Raw genomic sequence first — 20,812 nt, forward strand, 5'->3', positions numbered from 1 at the left:
CTCGGAGATCGCCCGTGAACTGGACCAACATCATGCACGGTGCCGGCTGGATGACCCTCTTGGCAATCGCGCTCATCGCGGCCGTTATTTTCTTCGAAGACGTCTACCGTCGCTGGCCACAGATCATGACCGCCCTCCGCGGCAACGATCGGCCCGGCTTCGTGCCCCTCTCCCCGACTGCATCGGTCCGTCCCCTCCGGACTCGTCAACCCCGGCTGCCCGTCGTCGAGGCCGACGCCCAGCCAACCCATTCGAAGCGTGTCGCATGAAGATGCACAGTCAATGCGGCCGCAACTCAGCGGGGCCCCGCGAGAGCCAGCGCGTGCTCGACCGCGACGAGGTCCTTGGCCGCCGCGACCGCCTCATGCAGCAGACGCCATCTGCCAAGCGCAGCGCCGCTCTGACCACCATCCGCGCCCAGCTGCGCAGCATTGATTGGAGAGTTTCCCGTGGCTGATGTTGCTGAAAGAACGAACGACGTGGCCCAGGCCATGCTTGAGGGCAGCATCCGCACCGCGCACGCGCTGATCCCGAGTAGCGTCGCCAGGGAGAGCCGAGAATGCGGCGATCGAGCAGCAAATACTGGCAGCGTGGGCCCGGAGGACAAAAAACGTACTGCGAAGGCCGTTGCAGGCCGCCGTACCGTCACGCTGTTTCGAAAAGATCGCGGCACGATACTGTGGCGGAGATACTCAGCCCGGAATGCCCCAGTTGGCATCCTCGTTAGCGGCCTTGGCCGTTCGAACCAAATGCTCGACGTAGTTCTGAAAAACCGGAACTGTAAACGTGACGAGCGTCGGTTCGCCCTGGGGCTCCTTGAACGTCAGGACGACGAACCGGCTGCCTTCCTCGTCAAGTACGAGTCCGGCCTCCATCGCACCAGTGCCGCTGGGAGTAATGATCGTCGCTGCCATGGTAGTGCCTCTATGGTCGTCCAAAGAGCGGCTTTAGCGCCGCGGAACCGCCGCGTCAGCGTCCGTCGAGCTTTACGCGGCGTCGGCGGCCGTTTGCGACGCGCCGCGGTCATTGGCAGCAACAGCTGTTTTAGTCGCAGATACGACACGAGCTGTACCGCCTCGCGCCTTCGTCCTGCGATATTCCAGATAAAGTGCAATCAAAGAAAACACGGCGACCTCGAGACGAGTCCTCCTGGATGGCAGGACAGGCTCAGCACATGTGACGGCTCGCTAGGCACTTCAAATGCGTTTAATCAAATCGCCGTTGCGCCGATCGAAAACGCACATTGTCACCCCACCACGGGAATGTCGTCAATCAGGGCGGCGAGCGAACCGTCTTTAAAGGTGTGCGGTCGCACAATTCTATCGGGAAGGGAGATTTTTAGATGGCGCCGTTCAAGCGGCTTCATAGCCCGAACCTTTTGGGCCATTAATAGCAACGACCCCTCGAACAGAAGCTCGTTTCCTTCGTCGTCTTTTTGCGCTGCTGGCATCCGCACCAATGTTGCGGCCTCGGTCCACGGGAAATCCATTTATTGTATTCCTAAAAACGTCCCGCGCTTGGTCATCATACCACATCGGCGCCGCTATGCCATTGATCCTACGAAGGATCGGAGACGGCATATTTCGCCCGTGAACACTCAGCACCGTAGCACGCTGCACCTCGTGGCGTGCAGTTGACATGGTGCGCTTATCGCCCCGGAGGGCGGGCCTCGTTCATGCCACCCGAAAACCCTCACCGCTGGGTCCCGCAGCCGCTGGTCTCGCCGTGAAAGCTCACGCTACAGATCAAGAAGGACAGAACCGATGAGCGCAGCTCCGTATTGGCCGCGCATGCTCAAGCGGGCGAACGCCGCGAAATACTGCGAGCTCACGCCGCAGCAGTTCGACGCGGAGGTGTTCGCCGGCCGGCTGCCGGGGTCGGTCGCGATGTCGGGCGGGCCGCGTTGGGATCGCGCGGCACTCGACGCGAGCCTCGACGAGATGTCGGGTGGGGTCAACGACTGGCGGAAGGATCAGCCGGGCCTTGCCGCATGACCTGCCCAAATATGTAAAGCGGGTGCGGTCGAAGGGCCGCGAGTACCTGTATTTCGACACCGGCAAGGTGGTCGACGGCAAGCGGCTGATGACGCGCCTGCCGCCGCTCCGGTCAATGGAGTTCGGGGGAAGCTATGCGGCGCTGATGGGCCACCGCAATCGGAAGACGAAGGCGACCCTCGTGACGGTCCCGGTTCTCGTCGACATGTACCAGCGCGGGGCCGCCTACGGTGCCTTAGCGCCGGCATCGCGCAAGCTGTACGACATCTATCTTCGCCGCTTAGAGCGCGCGCTGCCGACCGCCCCGGTCAATGGGATCACCCGCGGCGACATGCGGACGGTGCTGGACAAGATGGCTGCGACGCCGGGTGCCGCGAACGCCTTCCTTCGCACAAGCGGCGCGCTGTTCGCCTGGGCCGTCGATCGCGAACACATCGCGAAGAACCCGTGCGATGGAATTGTGATGATGGAGGGGGGCGAGCACGAGCCTTGGCCTCAGCATGTACTGCGCGCCGTGCTTGCGGCCGAAGACCCCACCGTCCGATTGCTCGCGCATCTGCTCTACTACACCGCGCAGCGCCTCGGCGATGTGCTCAGAATGACGTGGTTGGATGTTGCTACCGATCGTGTCGAGGTCCGCCAAGACAAGACGAAGAAGCGGCTAAGCATCCCGGTCCATAGCGCGCTGAGCGCGGAGCTTGCGAAGCACGAGCGGGTTGAGGGCGCGATATGCCGGACGCCGCGCGGCGCGCCGCTGCGGGACGACAACGCCCGCAAGATGCTTAAGGCTTTCTCGGCCGCTGCCGGCGCGCCCAGCGTACCGCACGGCCTGCGCAAGAACGCCGTGATCGCGCTGCTCGAGGCCGGGTGCTCAACCGCCGAGACCGCATCGGTCAGCGGCCAATCGCTGCAGATGGTCGAGCATTACGCCCGACAGCGCAACCAATCGACGCTCGCCGATGCCGCCCTTGCACGGTGGGAGAGCAAACCGTGAACGTACAAACAGTGGAAAACTCTGCTCGCGACTCGCGCAATTCCGCCAACTCGGGTTATTTGTCAATTAACCCGACAAGATCGAGGGCCTCGAGCAAGGCACGATGCGCGACCTCAATCCGGGCGACAAGCGCCGCGTCGCCGATCGCATTCGCGTCGATCGTCTCGGGCCAGTGCTCGGTGACGAGGCCGGCGATACGGTCGAGGCTGGCGTGATCGACGAGGAAGCGGAGATCGACCGTCCGGGGGTCGGCGACGACCCGCAGGCGCAGGCAGGCGGGGCCGCCGCCATTGGCCATCGATTCGCGGACGTCGACAATTTCGAGTGCGCGGATCGGTCCGTTGCCCGCGACATGCTCGCTCAGCCAGCGCCAGACCGGTACGTTGCTCCGCGCTTCCTCGGGCAGGATCAGCGTCATGCCCGCGGCGCGCGAGACGAGCTGCGCGTTGAAGAGATAGGAGCTGACTGCATCCTCGAGGCTGACGCGGGCGCTGGGCACCTCGACGATCTCGACCGACGGCATCAGCCGTCGCAGATCCTCATAGAAGTGGTCAGCGTCGGCAAAGGCCTGCTCATGCGTGAACAGCACGGTTTCGTTCGCAACGGCGACCACGTCGTTGTGGAACGCGCCTGCCGCGATCGCCGCGTCCGACTGGCGGACGAACAGGGTCCGCGCGGGGTCGAGCCCGTGCCGGCGCGCGATCGCCTCGCTGGCCTCGCGATGCTGCCGCGCGGGAAACGGGCCGCCGGCTTCGCCATAGACGAAGATCTCGACGCCTAGTGCACCGTGTGTTTCGCACAAGCGCATATGGTTGGCCGCGCCCTCGTCGCCGAACGGCAGCGGGACGGGCGGGTGCACCGCAAAGGCCGGGTTGGCGAAGGCGATACGCAGCTGTGCGAGTGTTGCTGGCCATTCGTGGCTGCGGTGCGGCATCGTGCCGAGGTTCGCGACGCTCAGGTGGCAGCGACCGTCCGCGGTATCAGGGGCGGGCGATACGGTCGCGGCATTGGCCGCCCACATCGCCGAGGCCGACATCGCCTGCGCCTGCAGATGCCTGGGTGCATCCGCATACCGGGTCGCGAGCGCATCGAGCCAGCGATGATCGGGGCGGGGGTGGGGGAGGAGGATCCCCTGCACCAGCCCGAGGTCGAGGTTCGCGCGCATCTTCGCGATCCCCTGCAGCGCAGCGGCGCGGGGCCGTGCGACAGCACCCGCATTACGGGTCGCGGCCAGGTTGCCGGGGCTCAGCCCCGCGTAATTGTGACTGGGACCGATCAGGCCGTCGAAGTTGATCTCGACCAGGTTGGTGCCGCGCATCAGAGGCGCGCCACGTGAAGGACGGATGCGCCTTCGCTAACGTCCAGCGCCGCTGCACAGCCTTGCGAGAGGGCGATGCCATCGGCCACCGGGTGGATATCGCCGAACGCACACCGGAAGTCCGCGAGCGTACCCGTCGCGACCAGCGCTTCGGTCGTGACGTCGCTGGCGGGCGGGGTGTCGGCGATCGTCACGACCTGGGCCGTGCGCGCATCCGCGATCGACCGCACCTTGTCGGTGCGGGCAGTCATCGTCGGCCCGCCGTCGAAGATGTCGACATAATTCTCGAATGCGAACCCCTCATTCTCGAGCATCCGCATCGCCGCCCGGCCGGAGGGGTGCGGCAGGCCGATCGCCGCGCGTGCGCTCTCGGACAGCATCGCGGTGTAGATCGGATGCTTGGGCATCAGATCGGCGATGAACTGATGCCCGTTGATCGCATTGAACTGATCGGCGTCCTGGAAATTCATCCCGAAGAACCGCCCCGCCAGACCGTCCCAGAACGGCGAACCACCCGCCTCGTCGATGATCCCGCGAAGCTCGGCCAGGATCCGGTCGGCGAACCGGGCGCGATGCGCCTTGATGAAAAGATAGCGGCTGCGCGCGAGCAGCAGGCCCAGCCCGCCGGCCCGCTCGCCCGGATGCAGGAACAGCCCGCCGACCTCGCTCGACCCCTCAAGATCGGTGGCGAGGCTCAGCATGTCGGCGCGGAAGGTTCGCGAGAGCTCGCGGCTGTGCTGCGTCAACGTGCCGATCCGGTAGCTGTAGAAGGGCCAGCTCTGACCGACATGCGTGAACAGCTGACACGTGCCGCGGACCTCCCCCGTCTCGCAATTCTCGAGGACAAGGACGAACAGTTCGTCGCTGACCACGCCGTCTTCGGCGGGCGCGGTCCGGGCGAAAGCGGCGTGGCTGCGTTCGAGCTTGGCGCGCAGCGCGCGGCGATCGGGGGGCAGGTTGGTAAAGCCCCCGCCGGTCAGCTTGGCCATCTCGTACAAGGGCTGGAGGTCGCTATCGACCGCCGCGCGGATCCGGAAACTCACAGGTGCGTCCTCATAAGCCGTTCTCGCAGATTCGCAGGATGGTGACCGCGGACAGCGCCGCCCGCTCGGTCAGACTCTCGGGGATCATGAATTCGTCCGGTGAATGGATCGCGCCGCCGCGGACTCCCATGGTGTCGACGACCGGCACGCCGGCGGCCGCGATGTTGTTGCCGTCGCACACGCCCCCGGTCGCTTTCCAGGCGATGTCCAGGCCAAGGTCCGCGCCGCTCGCCTTGACCAGCGTGAACAAGTCCGCGGCCCCCGTATCGATCGGCTTGGGCGGACGATTGAACCCGCCATGGACTGCAATCTGGACGTCATGCTCGGCCGAAACCGCCGCAACGACGGCGTCGATATGCGCCTGGGCCTGGGTGATGTCCTCGCGCGTCGCCGGGCGGAAGTTGATGCGAAGGACGGCGACGTCGGGAACGACGTTGTTGGGACCACCGCCATCGATCCTTGCGGGATTGACGGACAGCCCGGGCCTACGGACCTTTGACAGCCGGACCGCGATGTCGGCGGCGGCGACCAGCGCGTTGCGGCCCTGTTCAGGATCGCGGCCGGCGTGTGCGCTCCGGCCGCGGACGGTGATCGAAAAATTGCCCGTGCCACCGCGTGCGCCGGCCAGCGTGCCGTCAGCAAGCGCCGGCTCGTAGGTCAGGGCCGCGATCTTCCCTTGCGCCGCGCGAGCGAGCAGGGCGGCAGACGAGAAGGAGCCGGTCTCCTCATCCGAGTTAATCACCACGTCATACCCGATCCGCCGACCCAGCGGGCTGGCCTCGATCGTCTTGAGCGCGGCCAGCATCACCGCAAGCCCGCCCTTCATGTCGGCGACGCCGGGTCCGTTGATCGTGCCATCCGGCAGTTTCCGCGATGTCTGGAACATGTGGTCGCGCGGATAGACCGTGTCCATGTGACCGGTGAACAGCATCCGCATCGCGGCATCCGGGCGAACGCGAAGATGGAGATGCCGACCGTGGTCCAGTGGGTTGATGGTTCCATCGGTCGCTACGCTATCGGCCGGTTCGGGCTCGACGAGTGTGATATCGCCGGGAAGACACGAAAACGCGTCGGCGAGCAGCCCCGCCATCGTCGCCAGCCCCTCAAGGTTGCGCGTGCCGCTGTTGACCGCGGCCCAGCTTTCCACCTGCTGCAGCATCGCGGCCGCATCAAGCCTGGCGACCGCGCCTGTTTCGTCGTGCGAAAGTCCTCTCATCCCCCGACCCTAGCCTCGTGCGGCGCGGGGGGAAACCGTCAGAAGCTGTAAACCAGCGCGGCACGGCTCGTCGTGTCGGTCGTCATCGATCCCGCCGGCGGTTCGCTTTCATATTGAACGGCATAGGACAGCGAAGCCGATAGCGGACCGATCAGTTTCGCGGTCAGTGAGGTGGTCCCGCCAAGCGTGCTGTTGAACCGCTGGACATAGGCAGACGCAACCTGTGTAACCGACAGGCCGTTGGTAATTCGCCAGCTGAAATTCAGCGTCCCGCGCCCGGCGATCGCGCTCTGGTTCGTGTTGTCCGTGAAGTCGGTGTTCCGATATGCCGGCCCCAATTCGAGATCGAGCTTGGTCCTCGCCGATTTCAGCACGCTGTACCCGCCGCCGACCGAGACCGAATAGCGGTTGTTATAGCCGAGGAACCGATCCCCTTCATACTGCGCAGCACCATAGATATAGGCGCGGTCGTCGATCTTGTAGTTGGGCTCGTAGGACGCGAGATAATGCTCTCGCACGGCGACATTCTGGTTTTCCTGGTAATCCGCCTGGGCGTGGAACTTCTGTCGCCACCGCAGGCCTTCGCGGGTCAGGTCGACAACCGCGGTACCGCCGGCCGTGTCGGAATTGCCAGTGGTGAGATAGCCGCCGACTTCCGCCCGGCCGCTCCAGAGGTCGAGGAAGCTCGCCTGACGGATGACCTGCGTGCGTTGGGCGGCGCGATCGGCCTTCCATTTTTCCGCGATTGCCAGGACCGCGTCGCCGCTAAGCGGATCGGCCGCGCGCGCATATTTGACGATCGTCGAGACATCGCTCTCGTTACCCGCATCGAGTGCGGCATCGAGCATCGCCCGGATATTTTCCGGAATCATCACGGTCTGGGCGATGGCGGGCGCGGGGGACAATGCCGTCACCAGGAGGCCGGCGAAAAGCGGGAGACGGAAACAGCGCATAATCGGGTCAAAATCGCGACAGGAGGAGGGGCTGGATCGGCACACAGGGTTCCGTAGCGTCACCACGCCGCGTTGGGAACGGTTCAGCGCGGTCCGCTTGCGCCGAGATGTGGCGCGAAGGCGGCAAGTACCTCCTCGTAGAGGCGCTTCTTGAACGGAACGATCACTGCCGGGAGCTCTGCGGGGTCGATCCAGCGCCAAGCGTCGAATTCCGCATGCTCGGTGTCGATCGCGATATCCCCGTCACCGCCCTTGAAGCGGTAGAGGAACCAGCGCTGCCGCTGGCCGCGCCATCGGCCCTTCCATACCTTGCCGAGAAGTTCGGGGGGAAGATCGTAGACGAACTCGCCCGGGGCCTGCGCGATCAGCGTGACCTTGTCGGGTGAAACGCCGGTTTCCTCGCCGAGTTCGCGAAGGGCCGCGGTCTCAGGGTCCTCGCCGGGGTCGATCCCGCCCTGCGGCATCTGCCACGCGTCGAGCGTCGAGTCGCTGCGGCGGCCCACGAACACCCGGCCCGCTCCGTTGATCAGCATGATGCCCGCGCAGGGACGATAGGGCAGGGTGGTCGGATCGGTCATCCCTGCCCATTCGAGTGTTTCCTGATCGTCCGCAAGCCCGAAGACGGTCGAGCCGCGCCACGCGATCATGCATCCTCCGAAAGGACTCCGCGTTGAGCGAAGGACATGGTGGTGGCGTATGATAGGAGCAGGGGGATGAGGCGGACCTTGGTGAAGTGGCGGGGTTTGTCCGCGCCGTCGGCGATCGGCGCGGATCAATCGTACGGTCGGTCGCGATGATCCATGTCGTCCACCATCCCGATTATGTGACTCCGGCGCCGGCGCGGTCGACTTATCGCTGGAACAAGAACGGGCTCATCCGCGATCTGCTGCGCGCGCATGGCAGCGCGGTAGCCTGGCACGAGCCGCGCGCGACGCCGCGTGAATGGCTCGAGGCGGTCCATGAGCCGGGCTATGTCGCCGAGGTTCTCGAAGCCCGCGTTCCGCCCTTGAAGGAGCGCAGGATCGGCTTTCCGGTCAGCGCCGCCGTTGCCCGCCGCGCCGCGATCGTTCCCGACGGCACCTGGGTCGCCGCTGTCCTCGCGCTGCGCCACGGCTTTGCCGCCAATACCGCGGGCGGCAGTCATCATGCGCTCGCCGATACGGGCGCGGGCTACTGCGTGTTCAACGATCTCGCCGTCGCTGCGGTCCGCCTGGTCGAGGAGGGCAGCGTCGAGCGGGTCTTGGTGGTCGATTGCGACGTCCATCAGGGCGATGGCACCGCCGCCCTGCTCGCGGGCCGGCCGGGGATCGCCACCTATTCGATCCATGCCGACAAGAATTTCCCAGTTCGGAAGGCGCAGTCGACGCTCGACGTGCCGCTGCCTGACGGCGTCGACGATGACCAGTATCTGGCGACGCTGCAAGAGACGCTCGTCCCGCTGCTCGACTCCTTCGGCGCCGACCTGATCCTCTATCAGGCGGGGGTGGATCCCTTTGCAGGAGACCGGCTCGGCCGGCTGTCGCTGACGCTCGACGGACTGGTACGACGCGAACGCCTGATCGCACGGCTGGCGATCGAACGCGGCATCCCGCTCGCGAGCACCGTCGGCGGCGGCTATGGCAACGATGCGCTCGCCATTGCCGAGCGCCATGTCACTGCGATCATGACACTTGGTGCGGCATTCGAGGATGCCAAGGGAACCGCAACGGCCTCCAAAGTGTAGCAGCAGGCGATGACAACACCCGTACTTCTCTGGCTTCGCCAGGACCTTCGCCTGCATGATCACCCGGCGCTCGTCGCCGCTACGCAGGAAGGGCCGGTGATCCCCGTCTATATCCTCGATGACGACGCGCCCGGCGACTGGGCGATCGGTGGTGCCCAGCGCTGGTGGCTCCATCACAGCCTCGAGGCGTTCGCCAAGTCGCTCGACAAGAAGGGCTCCCGCCTCGTTCTGCGGCGCGGCGATGCGGTTTCGACGCTGCGATCGCTGATGACGGAGACGGGCGCGGAGCGGGTGTACGCGACACGCCAGTACGAGCCATGGTGGCGCAAGGCCGAGGATGCGCTCGGCGACGCGATCTGCCTCCATGATGGCAACCAGCTTGCCCGGGTCGAGAGCGTGACGACCGGGGCAGGCGGGCAGTTCCGCGTCTATTCGTCGTTCTGGAAAGCACTGTCGCAGATGATGCCGCCACCGGAACCGGTCGCGATGCCGCGCAAGATCGACGCGCCGGAGACGTGGCCGGAATCGGACACACTGGACAGCTGGAAGCTGTTGCCGACCAAGCCCGACTGGTCGGGTGGCTTTTCCGACTGGCGTCCCGGCGAGGATGCCGCGCGGAAGGCGGTGGCGCGGTTCGCGGACGTCGCCGACGATTACGACCACGACCGCAACATACCCTCGACCGAGGGGACCTCCCGGCTGTCGCCGCATCTTCATTTCGGCGAGATCAGTCCCCGCCAGGTCTGGCATGCCGTCTCGGGACACGGCGACGGCGTCACGACGTTCCGCAAAGAGGTGGCGTGGCGGGATTTCACGCAAGGCGTGGTGCTGGCGCCCCCCGATTATGCCCGCCGCAACGGAAGGCCGGCGTTCGATGCGCTGCCATGGCGCACCGGCAAGGCGGCGGCGTCCGATCTGAAAGCCTGGCAGACCGGTCGGACGGGCTATCCGATCGTCGATGCAGGGATGCGGCAGCTCTGGGCGACGGGCTGGATGCACAATCGCGTCCGGATGATCACCGCGAGCTTCCTCGTCAAACATCTGCTGCTCGACTGGCGCGAGGGCGAACGCTGGTTCTGGGATTGCCTGGTCGACGCGGACTACGGCAATAATTCAGTCAACTGGCAATGGGTCGCGGGCACGGGGGTCGATTCAAACATGTTCGGCCGGATCATGGCACCGCTGTCGCAATCGGAAAAATTCGATGCGGGCGACTATATCCGACAATGGGTGCCGGAACTCGCCAAGGTTACGGGCGACGCGATCCACGACCCGGACGAGTCCGGGTGCCGGCCGCGCGACTATCCGGCCAAGATCATCGGTCACCGCGAGGCACGCGAGCGCGCGCTCGAGGCCGGGCGGCACGCGCGCTGACGCCTTTTGGCACGCGCCTCTTTCCTAGGTGGCGACGCTGTTGCATGGAGCGCCGCGATGACCGCTGCCCATGCCTTTGACGACGCCGCTACAGGGCGTGCAACCAGTGCCGCACGCCTGACCGCGCCGATATTCCACCGCCTGCTCGACCGGATCGATGCAGGACTCGAGAGCGGCGGTATCGACGCAAGCTTGCCTGACGGCACCCGCCGTTTGCTGGGAGGGCGTGCACCCGGGCCGATGCCGATCGTCACCGTCCATCGCTGGCGGGCGCTGGTGCGGTTGGCGACGGCCGGATCGGTCGGCTGGTATGAAGGCTGGACCGCGGGCGACTGGTCCAGTCCCGATCCGGTCCCGCTGTTCGACCTGTTCATGCGCAACCGTATCTCCCTGGGCCGGACGGCGCGATCGGGTGGGGTTGCGCGACTCTCGGCCCGCGCTTGGCACTGGATGCGACGCAATCACCGCACGGGATCACGGCGCAATATCGCCGCCCACTATGATCTCGGCAACGACTTTTACGAGACCTGGCTCGATCCCAGCCTGACCTATTCGAGCGCGCTGTTTGTCGAGCCGATCAGCGAGGCCGAACCGCTCGAGCATGCCCAGACGACGAAGCTCCAGGCGATTTTCGACAGGACGGGTACGCAACCCGGTGACCGGATCCTCGAGATCGGCTGCGGCTGGGGCTCCTTCGCGGCACTCGCCGCGAAGGCCGGTGTCGACGTGCACGGTCTCACCCTGTCGACCGAGCAGAAGCGACAGGTCGACGCGCGGATGGCCGAGGCAGGGCTGACCGGAGTGACCGTTTCGCTGACCGACTACCGCGACGTCGTCGGCACCTATGACGCGGTGGCCAGTATCGAGATGGTCGAGGCCGTGGGTGAGGCCTATTGGCCGGCCTATCTCGACGCGGTCGCGCGGGCGCTAAAACCCGGCGGCCGTGCCGCGCTTCAATATATCACGATCGACGATGCGATCTTCGATGCCTATTCGACGAGCGTCGACTTCATCCAGCGCTACGTGTTTCCCGGCGGCATGCTGCTGTCCGAGCCGCGGTTCCGCGCTTTGGCGGAGGCACGCGGTTTGACGTGGGAGGATCAAAGCAGTTTCGGGCTGCACTATGCCGAGACATGCCGGCGTTGGCGGATCGCGTTCGACGCCGCCGTCGCGCAGGGGCGCTTGCCGGCACGGCTCGACGCGAAGTTCGTCGCGTTGTGGCGCTATTACCTGATGTATTGCGAGGGCGGGTTCCGCGGTGGCGGCATCGACGTCGCACAGGTGACGCTGGTGAAGCGACGCTGATCGTCCGCCCCGCAAGGGAAGGATTTAGGCGACGCGCTCGAAATGGCCGGGTTCGAACCCGTCGACAGCCAGCGCGACGATACGGTCAGCGACGACCTGCGGATCCTTGACCGAGTTCGGATCCTCGCCCGGATAGGCACGCGCGCGCATCTTGGTGCGGGTCGCGCCGGGATCGACGATCGCGGTGCGGATGCCGCTGATCTCGGCCATCTCGTCCCCGTAAGCGCCGAGCAGCGTCTCGAACGCCGCTTTCGAGGCACCGTAGAGCCCCCAATAAGCGCGCGGCTTGCGGCCGACGCTCGACGTGACACCGATCACGCGCGCCGACTTCGCCTTTTTCAGCATCGGATCGAACGCGGCGATCATCGCCGCCTGCGCGCTGACGTTGAGCGTGAGGACCTGCGCCATTTCCTTCGGATCGATCGCCGGGACCGACGACAGCGATCCCAGCATGCCCGCATTCAGCACGAGGATGTCGAGCGCATCCCAGCGATCCCCGATCGCGCTGGCGAGCCGGCCGATCGCTTCGCTCTCGGCGAGGTCGAGCGGCGCGATCGTCGCGGAGCCGCCGGCGTCATGGATCGCCGTCTCGACCTCTTCGAGGCCGCCCGGCGTGCGCGCGGTAAGGACCACGTGCGCCCCCTTTGCAGCGAGCGCGATCGCGGTGGCGGCGCCGATGCCGCGGCTTGCACCGGTGACCAGCGCAAGCCGGCCTTCGAGAGGCTTGTCGGTCATTCTAGCTCCAGGACTTGTCAGATGACGCGTTCGGCGAGCATCGCGAACTGATCGACCTCGGCGCCCTCGTCATGATCGGTCAGCGTGGTCGGGTAATCGCCGGTGAAGCAGGCGTCACAATATTTCGGTCGGATATCCGCGCGCTTGGCCTCGCCGAGCGCCTTGTAGAGCCCGTCGATCGAGATGAAGTTGAGGCTGTCCGCGTGGATGAAGCCCGTCATCCCGCCGAGATCGAGCTTGGCCGCGAGCAGCTTGGCGCGCTCGGGCGTGTCGACGCCGTAGAAGCACGAGTGTCGCGTCGGCGGGCTGGCGATGCGCATATGGACTTCGGCCGCGCCCGCCTCGCGCATCATCTGCACAATCTTGAGCGAGGTCGTGCCGCGGACGATCGAATCATCGACGAGGATGACGCGCTTGCCCTTGATCAGCGCACGGTTGGCGTTGTGCTTCAGCTTCACGCCGAGATGGCGGACCTTGTCGCCCGGCGAGATGAAGGTGCGGCCGACATAATGCGAGCGGATGATCCCGAGCTCGAACGGAATCCCCGATTGCTGCGCATAGCCGATCGCCGCGGGGGTGCCCGAATCGGGGACCGGGATGACGAGATCGGCATCGACCGGCGATTCGATCGCGAGCTGTGCCCCGATCGCTTTGCGCACCGAATAGACCGAATGGTCGTCGACGATCGAATCGGGGCGCGAGAAATAGACCCATTCGAAGATGCACGGACGCGCCGCCATCGGCGCGAACGGGCGGATCGAGCGGATTTCGGACCCCTGGACGATCACAAGTTCGCCCGGCTCGACCGCGCGGACGAAGGTTGCGCCAACGACGTCGAGCGCGACCGTTTCGGACGCAAAGATCACCGCGTCGCCAAGCTTGCCCATGACCAGCGGCCGGATGCCCAGCGGATCGCGGCAGGCGATCATGCCCTCGGGCGTCATCACGATGAGCGAATAGGCACCCTCGACCTGCTTTAGCGCGTCGATGAAGCGATCGAGCAGCGTGCGATAGTTCGAGGTCGCGACAAGGTGGATGATCGTCTCGGTATCGCTGGTCGACTGGAAGATCGAGCCGCGACGAACGAGTTCACGACGCAGCCGCATCGCGTTTGAAATATTGCCGTTATGCGCGATCGCGAAACCACCCGTCGACAGCTCGGCGTACAGCGGCTGGACGTTGCGGAGTGCGGTTTCGCCGGTCGTCGAATAGCGGACATGCCCGCAGGCGACCGTGCCCGGCAGCGCGCGAATCACGTCGTCACGATCGAAGTTCCCTGCGACATGGCCCATCGCGCGGTGCGTATGGAAATGCGCCCCATCGAACGTCGTTATGCCGGCGGCTTCCTGGCCGCGATGCTGCAGCGCATGGAGGCCCAGGGCGACAAGCGCCGCCGCGCCGTCGGTGGCCGAGACGCCAAACACCCCGCATTCTTCACGGAGTTTGTCGTCATCATAAGGGTTTGTGGTCAGCATGCCGGGTCTCACGTCGTGCGGAGCATGCCCTATAGTCGCGGTTCACACGTTTGTCGCCTCCTTGTAATAACATTGCGCAATGGGTTTGATCTCTCGCGTCGCTTCGCGCCCGCTTTCTGGTATGTCGCAGGGCATGACACACAGCCGCGACACGGGCCTGACGCTCGATCCGAAATTCGATTCCTCCGGCCTGCTGACGGCGGTCGTCACCGACCGCGTGTCGGGCGATGTCTTGATGGTGGCGCACATGAATGCCGACGCGCTGGCGCAAACCCAGGCGACCGGCGAAGCGCATTTCTGGTCGCGGAGCCGGCAGGCCTTGTGGCGCAAGGGGGAGACGTCGGGCAATGTGCTGCGCGTCGCCGAACTCCGGATCGACTGCGACCAGGACGCGATATGGGTGATCGCCGATGCCGCGGGGCCGGCCTGTCACACCGGCGAACGTACCTGTTTTTTCCGGCGTATAGAGGGTGATGGCCTGGTGACCGCCGAATGAGCCACAGGCGTGGCGGGCTTATGCTCCTGCTGTGGCTGCTGGCCGGATGCGACGGTGCGTCGACGAGCATCACCAATACCGAGAGCACGCCCGGTTCGCGGCTCGAGGCGGCGGCGCGGAGCGCGGGTATCGTTGGTGATCCCGGTGCCGCGCTTCAGGGCTCCTGGGCGCGCGATACCGACCGGATCTGCATCATTGGGACCGAGCGGGTCAGCCGGATCGGCGTCAGCGTCGATTATGGCGAAGCTCAGAGCTGCGCTGCATCGGGGACAGTCGAGCGCTCCGGCGAGCGGCTGCAGATGACGTTCGGCAAATGCGCATTCGATGCGCGGTTCGACGGGGATCGCATCACGTTCCCCGCCGACATGCCCGAAGCGTGCGAAGCGCTGTGTGCGGGACGTGCCTCGCTTGCCGCGGTGACGGTCGATCGGTTGAGCGAGTCGCGGTCCGAGGCGGCCACGCTGCGCTCGAAGGCGGGCAAATTTCTCTGCCGAGATTGACGTTGACGTAAACGAGAGCTAAATGCTCCGGCATGGCGACCAGAGCATCCCCGGCAGAACGGGCATCTCCCGAATCCTATGCGGTGATCGAACCGCGGCATGATCGCGACCATTTCACGATATCGGATCTGTCGAGCGAGTTCGACGTGACCGCGCGCGCACTTCGCTTCTACGAAGACGAAGGGCTGATCGCGCCCGAGCGACGGGGCACGCAGCGTATCTACTCGCACCGCGACCGCGCACGGCTCGCATGGATCCTGCGCGGCAAGCGTGTCGGCTTCAGCCTCGGCGAGATCCGCGAGATGATCGACCTTTACGACGTCGGCGACGGGCGTCGTGCGCAGCGTCAGGTCGTGATCGAGCGCAGCCAGTCGCGGATCGCGCTCCTGACCGCGCAGAAGCGGGATATCGACGCCGCCATCGATGAGCTTACCAATTTCGTGGCCCTTCTCGAAGTCGGCCGCGCCAACGACCAGCAAGGATAGACCATGCCCCAATACACGCCCCCCGTCCGCGACACGCGCTTCGTCCTCGAACAGGTCGTCGGCCTCGACCGCTACAGCAACCTGCCGGGCTTCGATGCGGCGTCCCCCGACGTCGTCGATGCGGTGCTGGAAGAGGGCGGCAAGTTCGTCGCCGAAGTCCTGTTCCCGCTCAACCTGTCGGGTGATCAGCAGGGCTGCACCCGCCACGAGGACGGCTCGGTCACGACTCCCGACGGTTTCAAGGAGGCGTACAAGCAATATGTCGAGAGCGGCTGGGCGACGCTTGGCAACCAGCCCGAATATGGCGGGCAGGGGATGCCGCACGTCGTCTCGACGGCCTTCCAGGAATACATGATCTCGTCGAACATGGCGTTCGCGATGTATCCCGGCCTGACGCATGGCGCGATCGCCGCGCTGGTCGCCAAGGGATCGGACGCGCAGAAGGCGATGTACGTGCCGAAGATGGTGTCGGGCGAATGGGGCGGGACGATGAACCTGACCGAGCCGCAGTGCGGCACCGATCTGGGCCTGATCCGCACCAAGGCCGAGCCGCAGGCGGACGGCTCCTATGCGATCACCGGCACGAAGATCTTCATCTCGAGCGGCGAGCATGACCTGACCGAGAACATCATCCACCTCGTCCTCGCCAAGACGCCGGGCGCACCTGACAGCTCGAAGGGCATCTCGCTGTTCGTGGTGCCGAAGTTCCTCGTCAACGAAGACGGTTCGCTCGGCGATCGCAACGGCGTCACCTGCGGGTCGATCGAGCACAAGATGGGGATCCACGCCAACTCGACCTGCGTGATGAACTATGACTCGGCGACCGGCTGGCTCGTCGGCGAGGAGATGAAGGGCCTTGCCGCGATGTTCATCATGATGAACGCGGCGCGTCTGGGAGTCGGCCTGCAGGGGCTGGGCGTTGCCGAGGTCGCGTACCAGAATGCGGTGCAATATGCGCAGGACCGTCGCCAGGGCCGCGCGCTGACCGGGCCGAAAGAGCCGCAGGAAAAGGCGGACTCGCTGTTCGTCCATCCCGACGTTCGCCGCATGCTGATGGAGGGGAAGGCGATGACCGAGGGGCTGCGCGCGCTGATCCTGTGGACCGCGCTGCAGGGCGATCTCGAACATAACGCCGCGACCGAGGAAGAGCGTCAGCTGGCGGGCGACATGATCAGCCTGTTGACCCCGGTCATCAAGGGCTATGGCACCGACAAGGGCTATGAGATCGCGACCAACGCGCAGCAGGTCTATGGCGGTCATGGCTACATCGCCGAATGGGGCATGGAGCAATATGTGCGCGATGCGCGGATCGCGATGATCTACGAGGGCACCAACGGCGTGCAGGCGATGGATCTGGTCGGTCGCAAGCTGGCGCAGAACGGCGGTCGCGGGATCCAGGCGTTCTTCAAGCTGGTCGCGGACGACGTCGCTGCCGCGAAGGGGGATACGGCCACCGCGGGCTTTGCCGAGGCGCTGGAAAAGGCGAACGGCCAGCTTCAGGCGGCGACGATGTGGTTCATGGCGAACGGCATGAAGAACCCCGAGAATGTCGGCGCCGGTGCGGTCAGCTACATGCATCTGATGGGCATCGTCGCGGTCGGCGCGATGTGGCTGCGGATGGCGGTTGCCGCGACGAAGCTGAAGGCGGCCGGGGAGGGCGAGGCGGCGTTCCTCGACGCCAAGCTGATCACCGCGCGTTTCTATGCCGAGCGGATCCTGCCCGACGCGGGCGCGCTGCGTCGCAAGATCGAGGGCGGCGCGGAGTCGCTGATGGCGCTGCCGCCGGAAATGTTCATGGCGGCGTGATCGCCATCCTCAAGGCGTGAAGGGCGCGGGCATCCGGATATCCTCCCGCTGCCCGCGCCCTTTTTTGTCCATGTCGCTCGGACAAAAAAGGGGAGCCGTTGCCGGCTCCCCTCCTGAGGTACGATGTGTCCGGGGATCAGAAGTTGATCCGGACACCTGCATAATAGCGGCGGCCGAGCGGATCATAAGTGCCCGCATCGGTATCCTGGCCGGCCGACGCGCCGATATCGGCGAGATAGGGCGGCTTGTTATTGAGCAGGTTCGACCCGCCGATGTAGAATTCGAAGCCGTCGTTCGTCTGGAAGCGGATCTGCGAGTCCAGGTAGAATTGCGGACGGACGCGGTACAGCGGATTGGTACCCGGGCGGGCGCCGGTCAACTGGTCGTCAAGGCTTGCCTGGCTCATCCAGGTGCCCGTCGTCGTAAAGCCGACACCATCGATGTCATAGGACAGGTTCGTCGTAAACCGGTCGCGCGACGCACCGATCTCACCCGCGAAATAGTCACGATCCGCATCGGGCAGGGGCACCGTGTAGCCCGAGATCAGATGCGTGTATGAGCCTCGCAGGCCCAGCATGCCCGCAAGACCGATATCGGCCAGATCCTGGCGATAGGTGATGACCGTATCGATGCCCTGGGTCTTGACGCCACCGCTGTTGAGGAAGCTGGTCGTCAGCTGGTCGAGCGACCCGGCGCTGTTCGGCCCGAGCGCGGCCGCACGGCGCGTGATCTGGCTGCAATAATCCGAATTGCCCTGCTGGTAGCACTGGTTGACGATATACTGCAGCGGCGTCTGGACGATCGCATCCTTGATGCGGATGTTGAAGTAGTCGACCGTGACGACGAGGTTGCGCAGTGCACGGATCGAGCGCGGGTTGATCACCACGCCCGCCGTGAAGGAATCGCCCTTCTCTTCCTGCAGGTTGCGGTTGCCCGCCTCGAAGCTGGTGACGCCCTGGATATCGGCCTGGTTCGCGGCGAACGCGCCGCCGTTCGCCGCGATGTTGGCGAGCACGCCCGACGCGGCACGGCAGGTCGTGCCGAGCGTTCCGGCCGTCGCCGCGGTCACGCCGATGCAGGGATCGTTGACGCTTGGGAAATTCTGCTGCGGAGCCTGGAACAGCTCGTTGATGTTCGGTGCACGCACCGACCGCGCCTGCATGACGCGGAAGCGGATATCCTCGACCGGTGCCCATTCACCGCCGAAATTGTAGCTGTAGGTGGTGCCGACGGTCGAATAATCGGACACGCGGATCGCGCCGCGGACGCTCAGCGACTGGAAGAACGGCTTGTCCTGGATGATCGGTGCGACGACCTCGCTGAACCCTTCCCAAAGATGGAAGCGTCCCGCGGTCGATGGCAGCGCGTTGTTGCCGTTCAGGCCCTGCTGGGTGAGCAGATCGAAGTCGTTGCGGCTGCTCTCGCGGCGATATTCGGTACCGACGCTGAAGCCGATCGGGTCGGCGCCGAACAGCGAGAAGAGCTTGCCCGATACGTTGCCGCCGGCAACGGTCTGCGTGACCTTCGTGCTGAGCGTCGTCGGCACGGCGAGATAGCCGGCCGCCGGTGCGAGCGCGCCCGCGCCGTAGATGTTGGCGGGGACGCAACCGGCCGCGCGCGCAGCGGGGTCGGCGCAGACGATCTGGCCGGTCGCCGGATCGCGATAGGAATTGAGCGCCTGGAAGAAGTTCGCGGTGTTGAACTGGCCGGTCCCGACCTGGTCTTCCTTGGTCTGGCCGTAAACGCCGTACACTTCATAGTTGAAGCGGTCGTCGAGGAACTTGCCATTGGCCCCGCCCGCGATGCGGAACAGGTCGCGGCTGACACGGCTCGTGCGCGGGCCGAAATCGGCGAGGCGGCGGTCGAAATAGATGTCCTTCAGACCGTCACCCTGACCCGTGTTACCAATCGGGGTGTCAATCGCGCTATTGTAGATAGCGTCGGGGACAAACGGATTACGGTAAAGGACACCCCCGACAATTGTCTCAATCGGGATCTGGCCCGAATTGCGCGGGTTGCTGAAGGTCGAGTCAAGCGGGAACGCCTCGCTGACCGTGCTCACCTTGGTCTTGGCATAGTTGCCCTCGACGAACAGGTTGAGTGCGGGCGACACTTCGAAATTCGCGCGGCCGGCGGCAACGTAGCGCTCGACCGGTACCGCGAGGTAGCGGAAGTCGGACCGGTTGAAACCGTCCGGGCCTGCGACAGTGCCATCGGCGTTGACGCAGCCAGCGGTGCCATTGGCCGACGCGCAATTGCGCAGCGCGCCGTCCTGCCCATAGGTGAAGGTGCTGCCGCCGGCATAGTAACGACCCTGCGGTGCGAAGCCCGAGAGATATGGCCGCTCTGGGGTGAACAGATCAGCGTTGTTATCCGTCACATAGGCGCCGCGGCTGGTCGAATCGACCGCGCTCGAGCCCGCTTCGGTGTAGCGGTCGCGCTTCAGCACGGTGCCCTGCTTCGAATAACCACCGAACAGCATGATGTTGCCGCGGCCATCGGCAAAGTTCTTGCCGACCAGCGCGTTGACCTGGCGGTCAAAGCCATCGCCATATTGCGACATGCCGACCTGGCCGTCGAGCTGGATGCCGTCGAACTTCGTCTTGTAGATCATGTTGACGACACCCGCGACCGCGTCGGACCCGTAGACGGCCGACGCGCCGCCGGTCAGGACGTCAACGCGCTCGAGGAACTGCGTCGGAATCACGTTGAGATCGACCGCGCTGCTGCCCGGAAGGCCCGAGACGAAGCGGCGGCCGTTGACGAGGACCAGCGTGCGGTCCTCGCCAAGGTTGCGCAGATTGACCGTCGCTACGCCCGCGCCCTGCGTCGCAAAGCTCGAATTGGTGCGGCTGACGCCCGGGGTGCCGAATGCAGGATTCTGGAGCAGGACGTCCTGGACGTTGATCGCGCCGGCCTGCTGGATCTGCGCGATGCCGACGCTCTGGAGCGGCGAGGCGGCGGTGGCCGACGGCGATGCGATGCGCGAGCCGGTCACGACGATCTCGCCTGCCGGCGCTTCTGCAGCACCCTGCGGGTTCTGATCCGTCGCGGTCTGGGTCGGGGTTGCCGGCTCCAAAGCCTCTGCCTGAGCGGCTGCCTCGGGCGTGGCCGCAGGCGTCGCCGGCGCGGTTTGCGCGGCAGCGGGGAGCGTGGAAACCGCAACGAGGAGGCTCGTGGCGAGCAGACTGCGACGATAGGCTGGGGTCATTTAATACTCTCGACTGAAACATTCCGCCGAAGGGGCAAAGCCGCTGACCTTCGTCGGTGCGCCGCCGTTAGGCCGCGCGGCGCGGCCCGATCCACTCGATTGAGACGAATAGGATCGTTTTTTTACAATGTGTTTCATCCTTGCAACAGTCTGGAGGGATTGGGTTTCCAGCGCCTCGGACTGA

General features: G+C 65.3%; 21 protein-coding genes. 11 read left to right on the forward strand and 10 right to left on the reverse strand.

What is annotated here, in order from left to right; all coding sequences use genetic code 11:
- Window positions 1-14 precede the first annotated feature (14 nt).
- Window positions 15-269 carry a hypothetical protein gene (locus FHY04_RS19795; protein WP_183937571.1) on the forward strand — a complete coding sequence of 85 codons (255 nt, stop codon included), beginning with the start codon at window positions 15-17 and terminating at the stop codon, window positions 267-269.
- A complete protein-coding gene (locus tag FHY04_RS19800) occupies window positions 266-457 on the forward strand; it encodes a hypothetical protein (RefSeq protein ID WP_183937572.1) in 192 nt (63 codons plus the stop codon). The genes FHY04_RS19795 and FHY04_RS19800 overlap by 4 nt, the downstream gene beginning before the upstream one ends.
- Window positions 458-692: 235 nt before the next feature.
- Here FHY04_RS19800 and FHY04_RS19805 read toward each other — a convergent pair whose 3' ends face one another.
- Both FHY04_RS19805 and FHY04_RS19810 read right to left on the reverse strand, forming a co-directional pair.
- Window positions 693-914 (reverse strand): hypothetical protein, encoded by a 222-nt coding sequence (locus tag FHY04_RS19805; protein ID WP_146163707.1) that lies wholly within the window; start codon window positions 912-914, stop codon window positions 693-695.
- 332 nt (window positions 915-1,246) lie between these two features.
- Window positions 1,247-1,489: a hypothetical protein gene (locus tag FHY04_RS19810; RefSeq protein WP_183937573.1), complete on the reverse strand. Its 243-nt coding sequence runs from the start codon at window positions 1,487-1,489 to the stop codon at window positions 1,247-1,249.
- A 274-nt stretch (window positions 1,490-1,763) separates the two neighbouring features.
- Between FHY04_RS19810 and FHY04_RS19815 the strand changes: the two genes are divergently transcribed.
- Together FHY04_RS19815 and FHY04_RS19820 are read left to right on the forward strand one after the other, a co-directional pair.
- Entirely contained in the window at window positions 1,764-1,994 is a 231-nt protein-coding gene (locus tag FHY04_RS19815) for a hypothetical protein (protein ID WP_146163708.1), read from the forward strand.
- Window positions 1,984-2,988, forward strand: a complete 1,005-nt coding sequence (locus FHY04_RS19820) for a tyrosine-type recombinase/integrase (protein WP_183937574.1) — start codon at window positions 1,984-1,986, stop codon at window positions 2,986-2,988. The genes FHY04_RS19815 and FHY04_RS19820 overlap by 11 nt, the downstream gene beginning before the upstream one ends.
- A gap of 55 nt (window positions 2,989-3,043) precedes the next feature.
- Here the strand turns inward: FHY04_RS19820 and FHY04_RS19825 are convergent, their stop codons facing one another.
- The 5 genes from FHY04_RS19825 to FHY04_RS19845 all read right to left on the reverse strand — a co-directional run bounded on the left by FHY04_RS19825 (window position 3,044) and on the right by FHY04_RS19845 (window position 8,096).
- The gene (locus tag FHY04_RS19825; protein WP_183937575.1) at window positions 3,044-4,306 is read right to left on the reverse strand and encodes an N-succinylarginine dihydrolase; all 1,263 of its coding nucleotides are present in this window, start codon (window positions 4,304-4,306) and stop codon (window positions 3,044-3,046) included.
- Entirely contained in the window at window positions 4,306-5,349 is a 1,044-nt protein-coding gene (locus tag FHY04_RS19830) for an arginine N-succinyltransferase (RefSeq protein ID WP_183937576.1), read from the reverse strand. The genes FHY04_RS19825 and FHY04_RS19830 overlap by 1 nt, the downstream gene beginning before the upstream one ends.
- Before the next feature lie 10 nt (window positions 5,350-5,359).
- Window positions 5,360-6,565: a hydrolase gene (locus tag FHY04_RS19835; RefSeq protein WP_183937577.1), complete on the reverse strand. Its 1,206-nt coding sequence runs from the start codon at window positions 6,563-6,565 to the stop codon at window positions 5,360-5,362.
- 38 nt (window positions 6,566-6,603) lie between these two features.
- Window positions 6,604-7,437, reverse strand: a complete 834-nt coding sequence (locus tag FHY04_RS19840) for a YdiY family protein (RefSeq protein ID WP_235516489.1) — start codon at window positions 7,435-7,437, stop codon at window positions 6,604-6,606.
- Between the two features lie 164 nt (window positions 7,438-7,601).
- Complete coding sequence (locus FHY04_RS19845; RefSeq protein WP_183937600.1) at window positions 7,602-8,096, reverse strand: RNA pyrophosphohydrolase; 495 nt, start codon at window positions 8,094-8,096, stop codon at window positions 7,602-7,604.
- Window positions 8,097-8,311: 215 nt separating this feature from the next.
- On the opposite strand from FHY04_RS19845, the gene FHY04_RS19850 reads away from it, so the two are divergent.
- From FHY04_RS19850 to FHY04_RS19860, 3 genes are read left to right on the forward strand one after another with little or no spacing between them, the layout of a single operon-like run.
- A complete protein-coding gene (locus FHY04_RS19850) occupies window positions 8,312-9,241 on the forward strand; it encodes a histone deacetylase (protein WP_183937602.1) in 930 nt (309 codons plus the stop codon).
- Between the two features lie 9 nt (window positions 9,242-9,250).
- Window positions 9,251-10,615, forward strand: a complete 1,365-nt coding sequence (locus FHY04_RS19855; RefSeq protein ID WP_183937579.1) for a deoxyribodipyrimidine photo-lyase — start codon at window positions 9,251-9,253, stop codon at window positions 10,613-10,615.
- A 57-nt stretch (window positions 10,616-10,672) separates the two neighbouring features.
- Window positions 10,673-11,920 (forward strand): cyclopropane-fatty-acyl-phospholipid synthase family protein, encoded by a 1,248-nt coding sequence (locus tag FHY04_RS19860; protein WP_183937580.1) that lies wholly within the window; start codon window positions 10,673-10,675, stop codon window positions 11,918-11,920.
- Window positions 11,921-11,944: 24 nt separating this feature from the next.
- Here FHY04_RS19860 and FHY04_RS19865 read toward each other — a convergent pair whose 3' ends face one another.
- Both FHY04_RS19865 and purF read right to left on the reverse strand, forming a co-directional pair.
- Entirely contained in the window at window positions 11,945-12,655 is a 711-nt protein-coding gene (locus FHY04_RS19865; RefSeq protein ID WP_056675647.1) for an SDR family NAD(P)-dependent oxidoreductase, read from the reverse strand.
- Between the two features lie 17 nt (window positions 12,656-12,672).
- Window positions 12,673-14,130 carry an amidophosphoribosyltransferase gene (purF, locus tag FHY04_RS19870; RefSeq protein WP_037527979.1) on the reverse strand — a complete coding sequence of 486 codons (1,458 nt, stop codon included), beginning with the start codon at window positions 14,128-14,130 and terminating at the stop codon, window positions 12,673-12,675.
- A gap of 133 nt (window positions 14,131-14,263) precedes the next feature.
- Here purF and hisI point away from each other — a divergent pair, with 133 nt between their 5' ends.
- From hisI to FHY04_RS19890, 4 genes are read left to right on the forward strand one after another with little or no spacing between them, the layout of a single operon-like run.
- Window positions 14,264-14,626 carry a phosphoribosyl-AMP cyclohydrolase gene (gene hisI / locus FHY04_RS19875; RefSeq protein WP_031396541.1) on the forward strand — a complete coding sequence of 121 codons (363 nt, stop codon included), beginning with the start codon at window positions 14,264-14,266 and terminating at the stop codon, window positions 14,624-14,626.
- Window positions 14,623-15,126, forward strand: coding sequence for a hypothetical protein (locus tag FHY04_RS19880; protein ID WP_244649800.1), 504 nt, complete (start codon window positions 14,623-14,625; stop codon window positions 15,124-15,126). The genes hisI and FHY04_RS19880 overlap by 4 nt, the downstream gene beginning before the upstream one ends.
- 32 nt (window positions 15,127-15,158) lie before the next feature.
- Window positions 15,159-15,611 carry a MerR family DNA-binding transcriptional regulator gene (locus FHY04_RS19885; RefSeq protein ID WP_031396539.1) on the forward strand — a complete coding sequence of 151 codons (453 nt, stop codon included), beginning with the start codon at window positions 15,159-15,161 and terminating at the stop codon, window positions 15,609-15,611.
- Between the two features lie 3 nt (window positions 15,612-15,614).
- On the forward strand, window positions 15,615-17,417 hold the full coding sequence (locus FHY04_RS19890) for an acyl-CoA dehydrogenase C-terminal domain-containing protein (RefSeq protein WP_183937581.1): 1,803 nt from the start codon (window positions 15,615-15,617) through the stop codon (window positions 17,415-17,417).
- A gap of 136 nt (window positions 17,418-17,553) precedes the next feature.
- Here the strand turns inward: FHY04_RS19890 and FHY04_RS19895 are convergent, their stop codons facing one another.
- Entirely contained in the window at window positions 17,554-20,628 is a 3,075-nt protein-coding gene (locus FHY04_RS19895; RefSeq protein ID WP_183937582.1) for a TonB-dependent siderophore receptor, read from the reverse strand.
- Window positions 20,629-20,812: the final 184 nt, after the last annotated feature.

It is taken from the genome of Sphingomonas sp. BK481 (assembly GCF_014194875.1).
Taxonomy (GTDB): Bacteria; Pseudomonadota; Alphaproteobacteria; order Sphingomonadales; family Sphingomonadaceae; genus Sphingomonas; species Sphingomonas aerolata.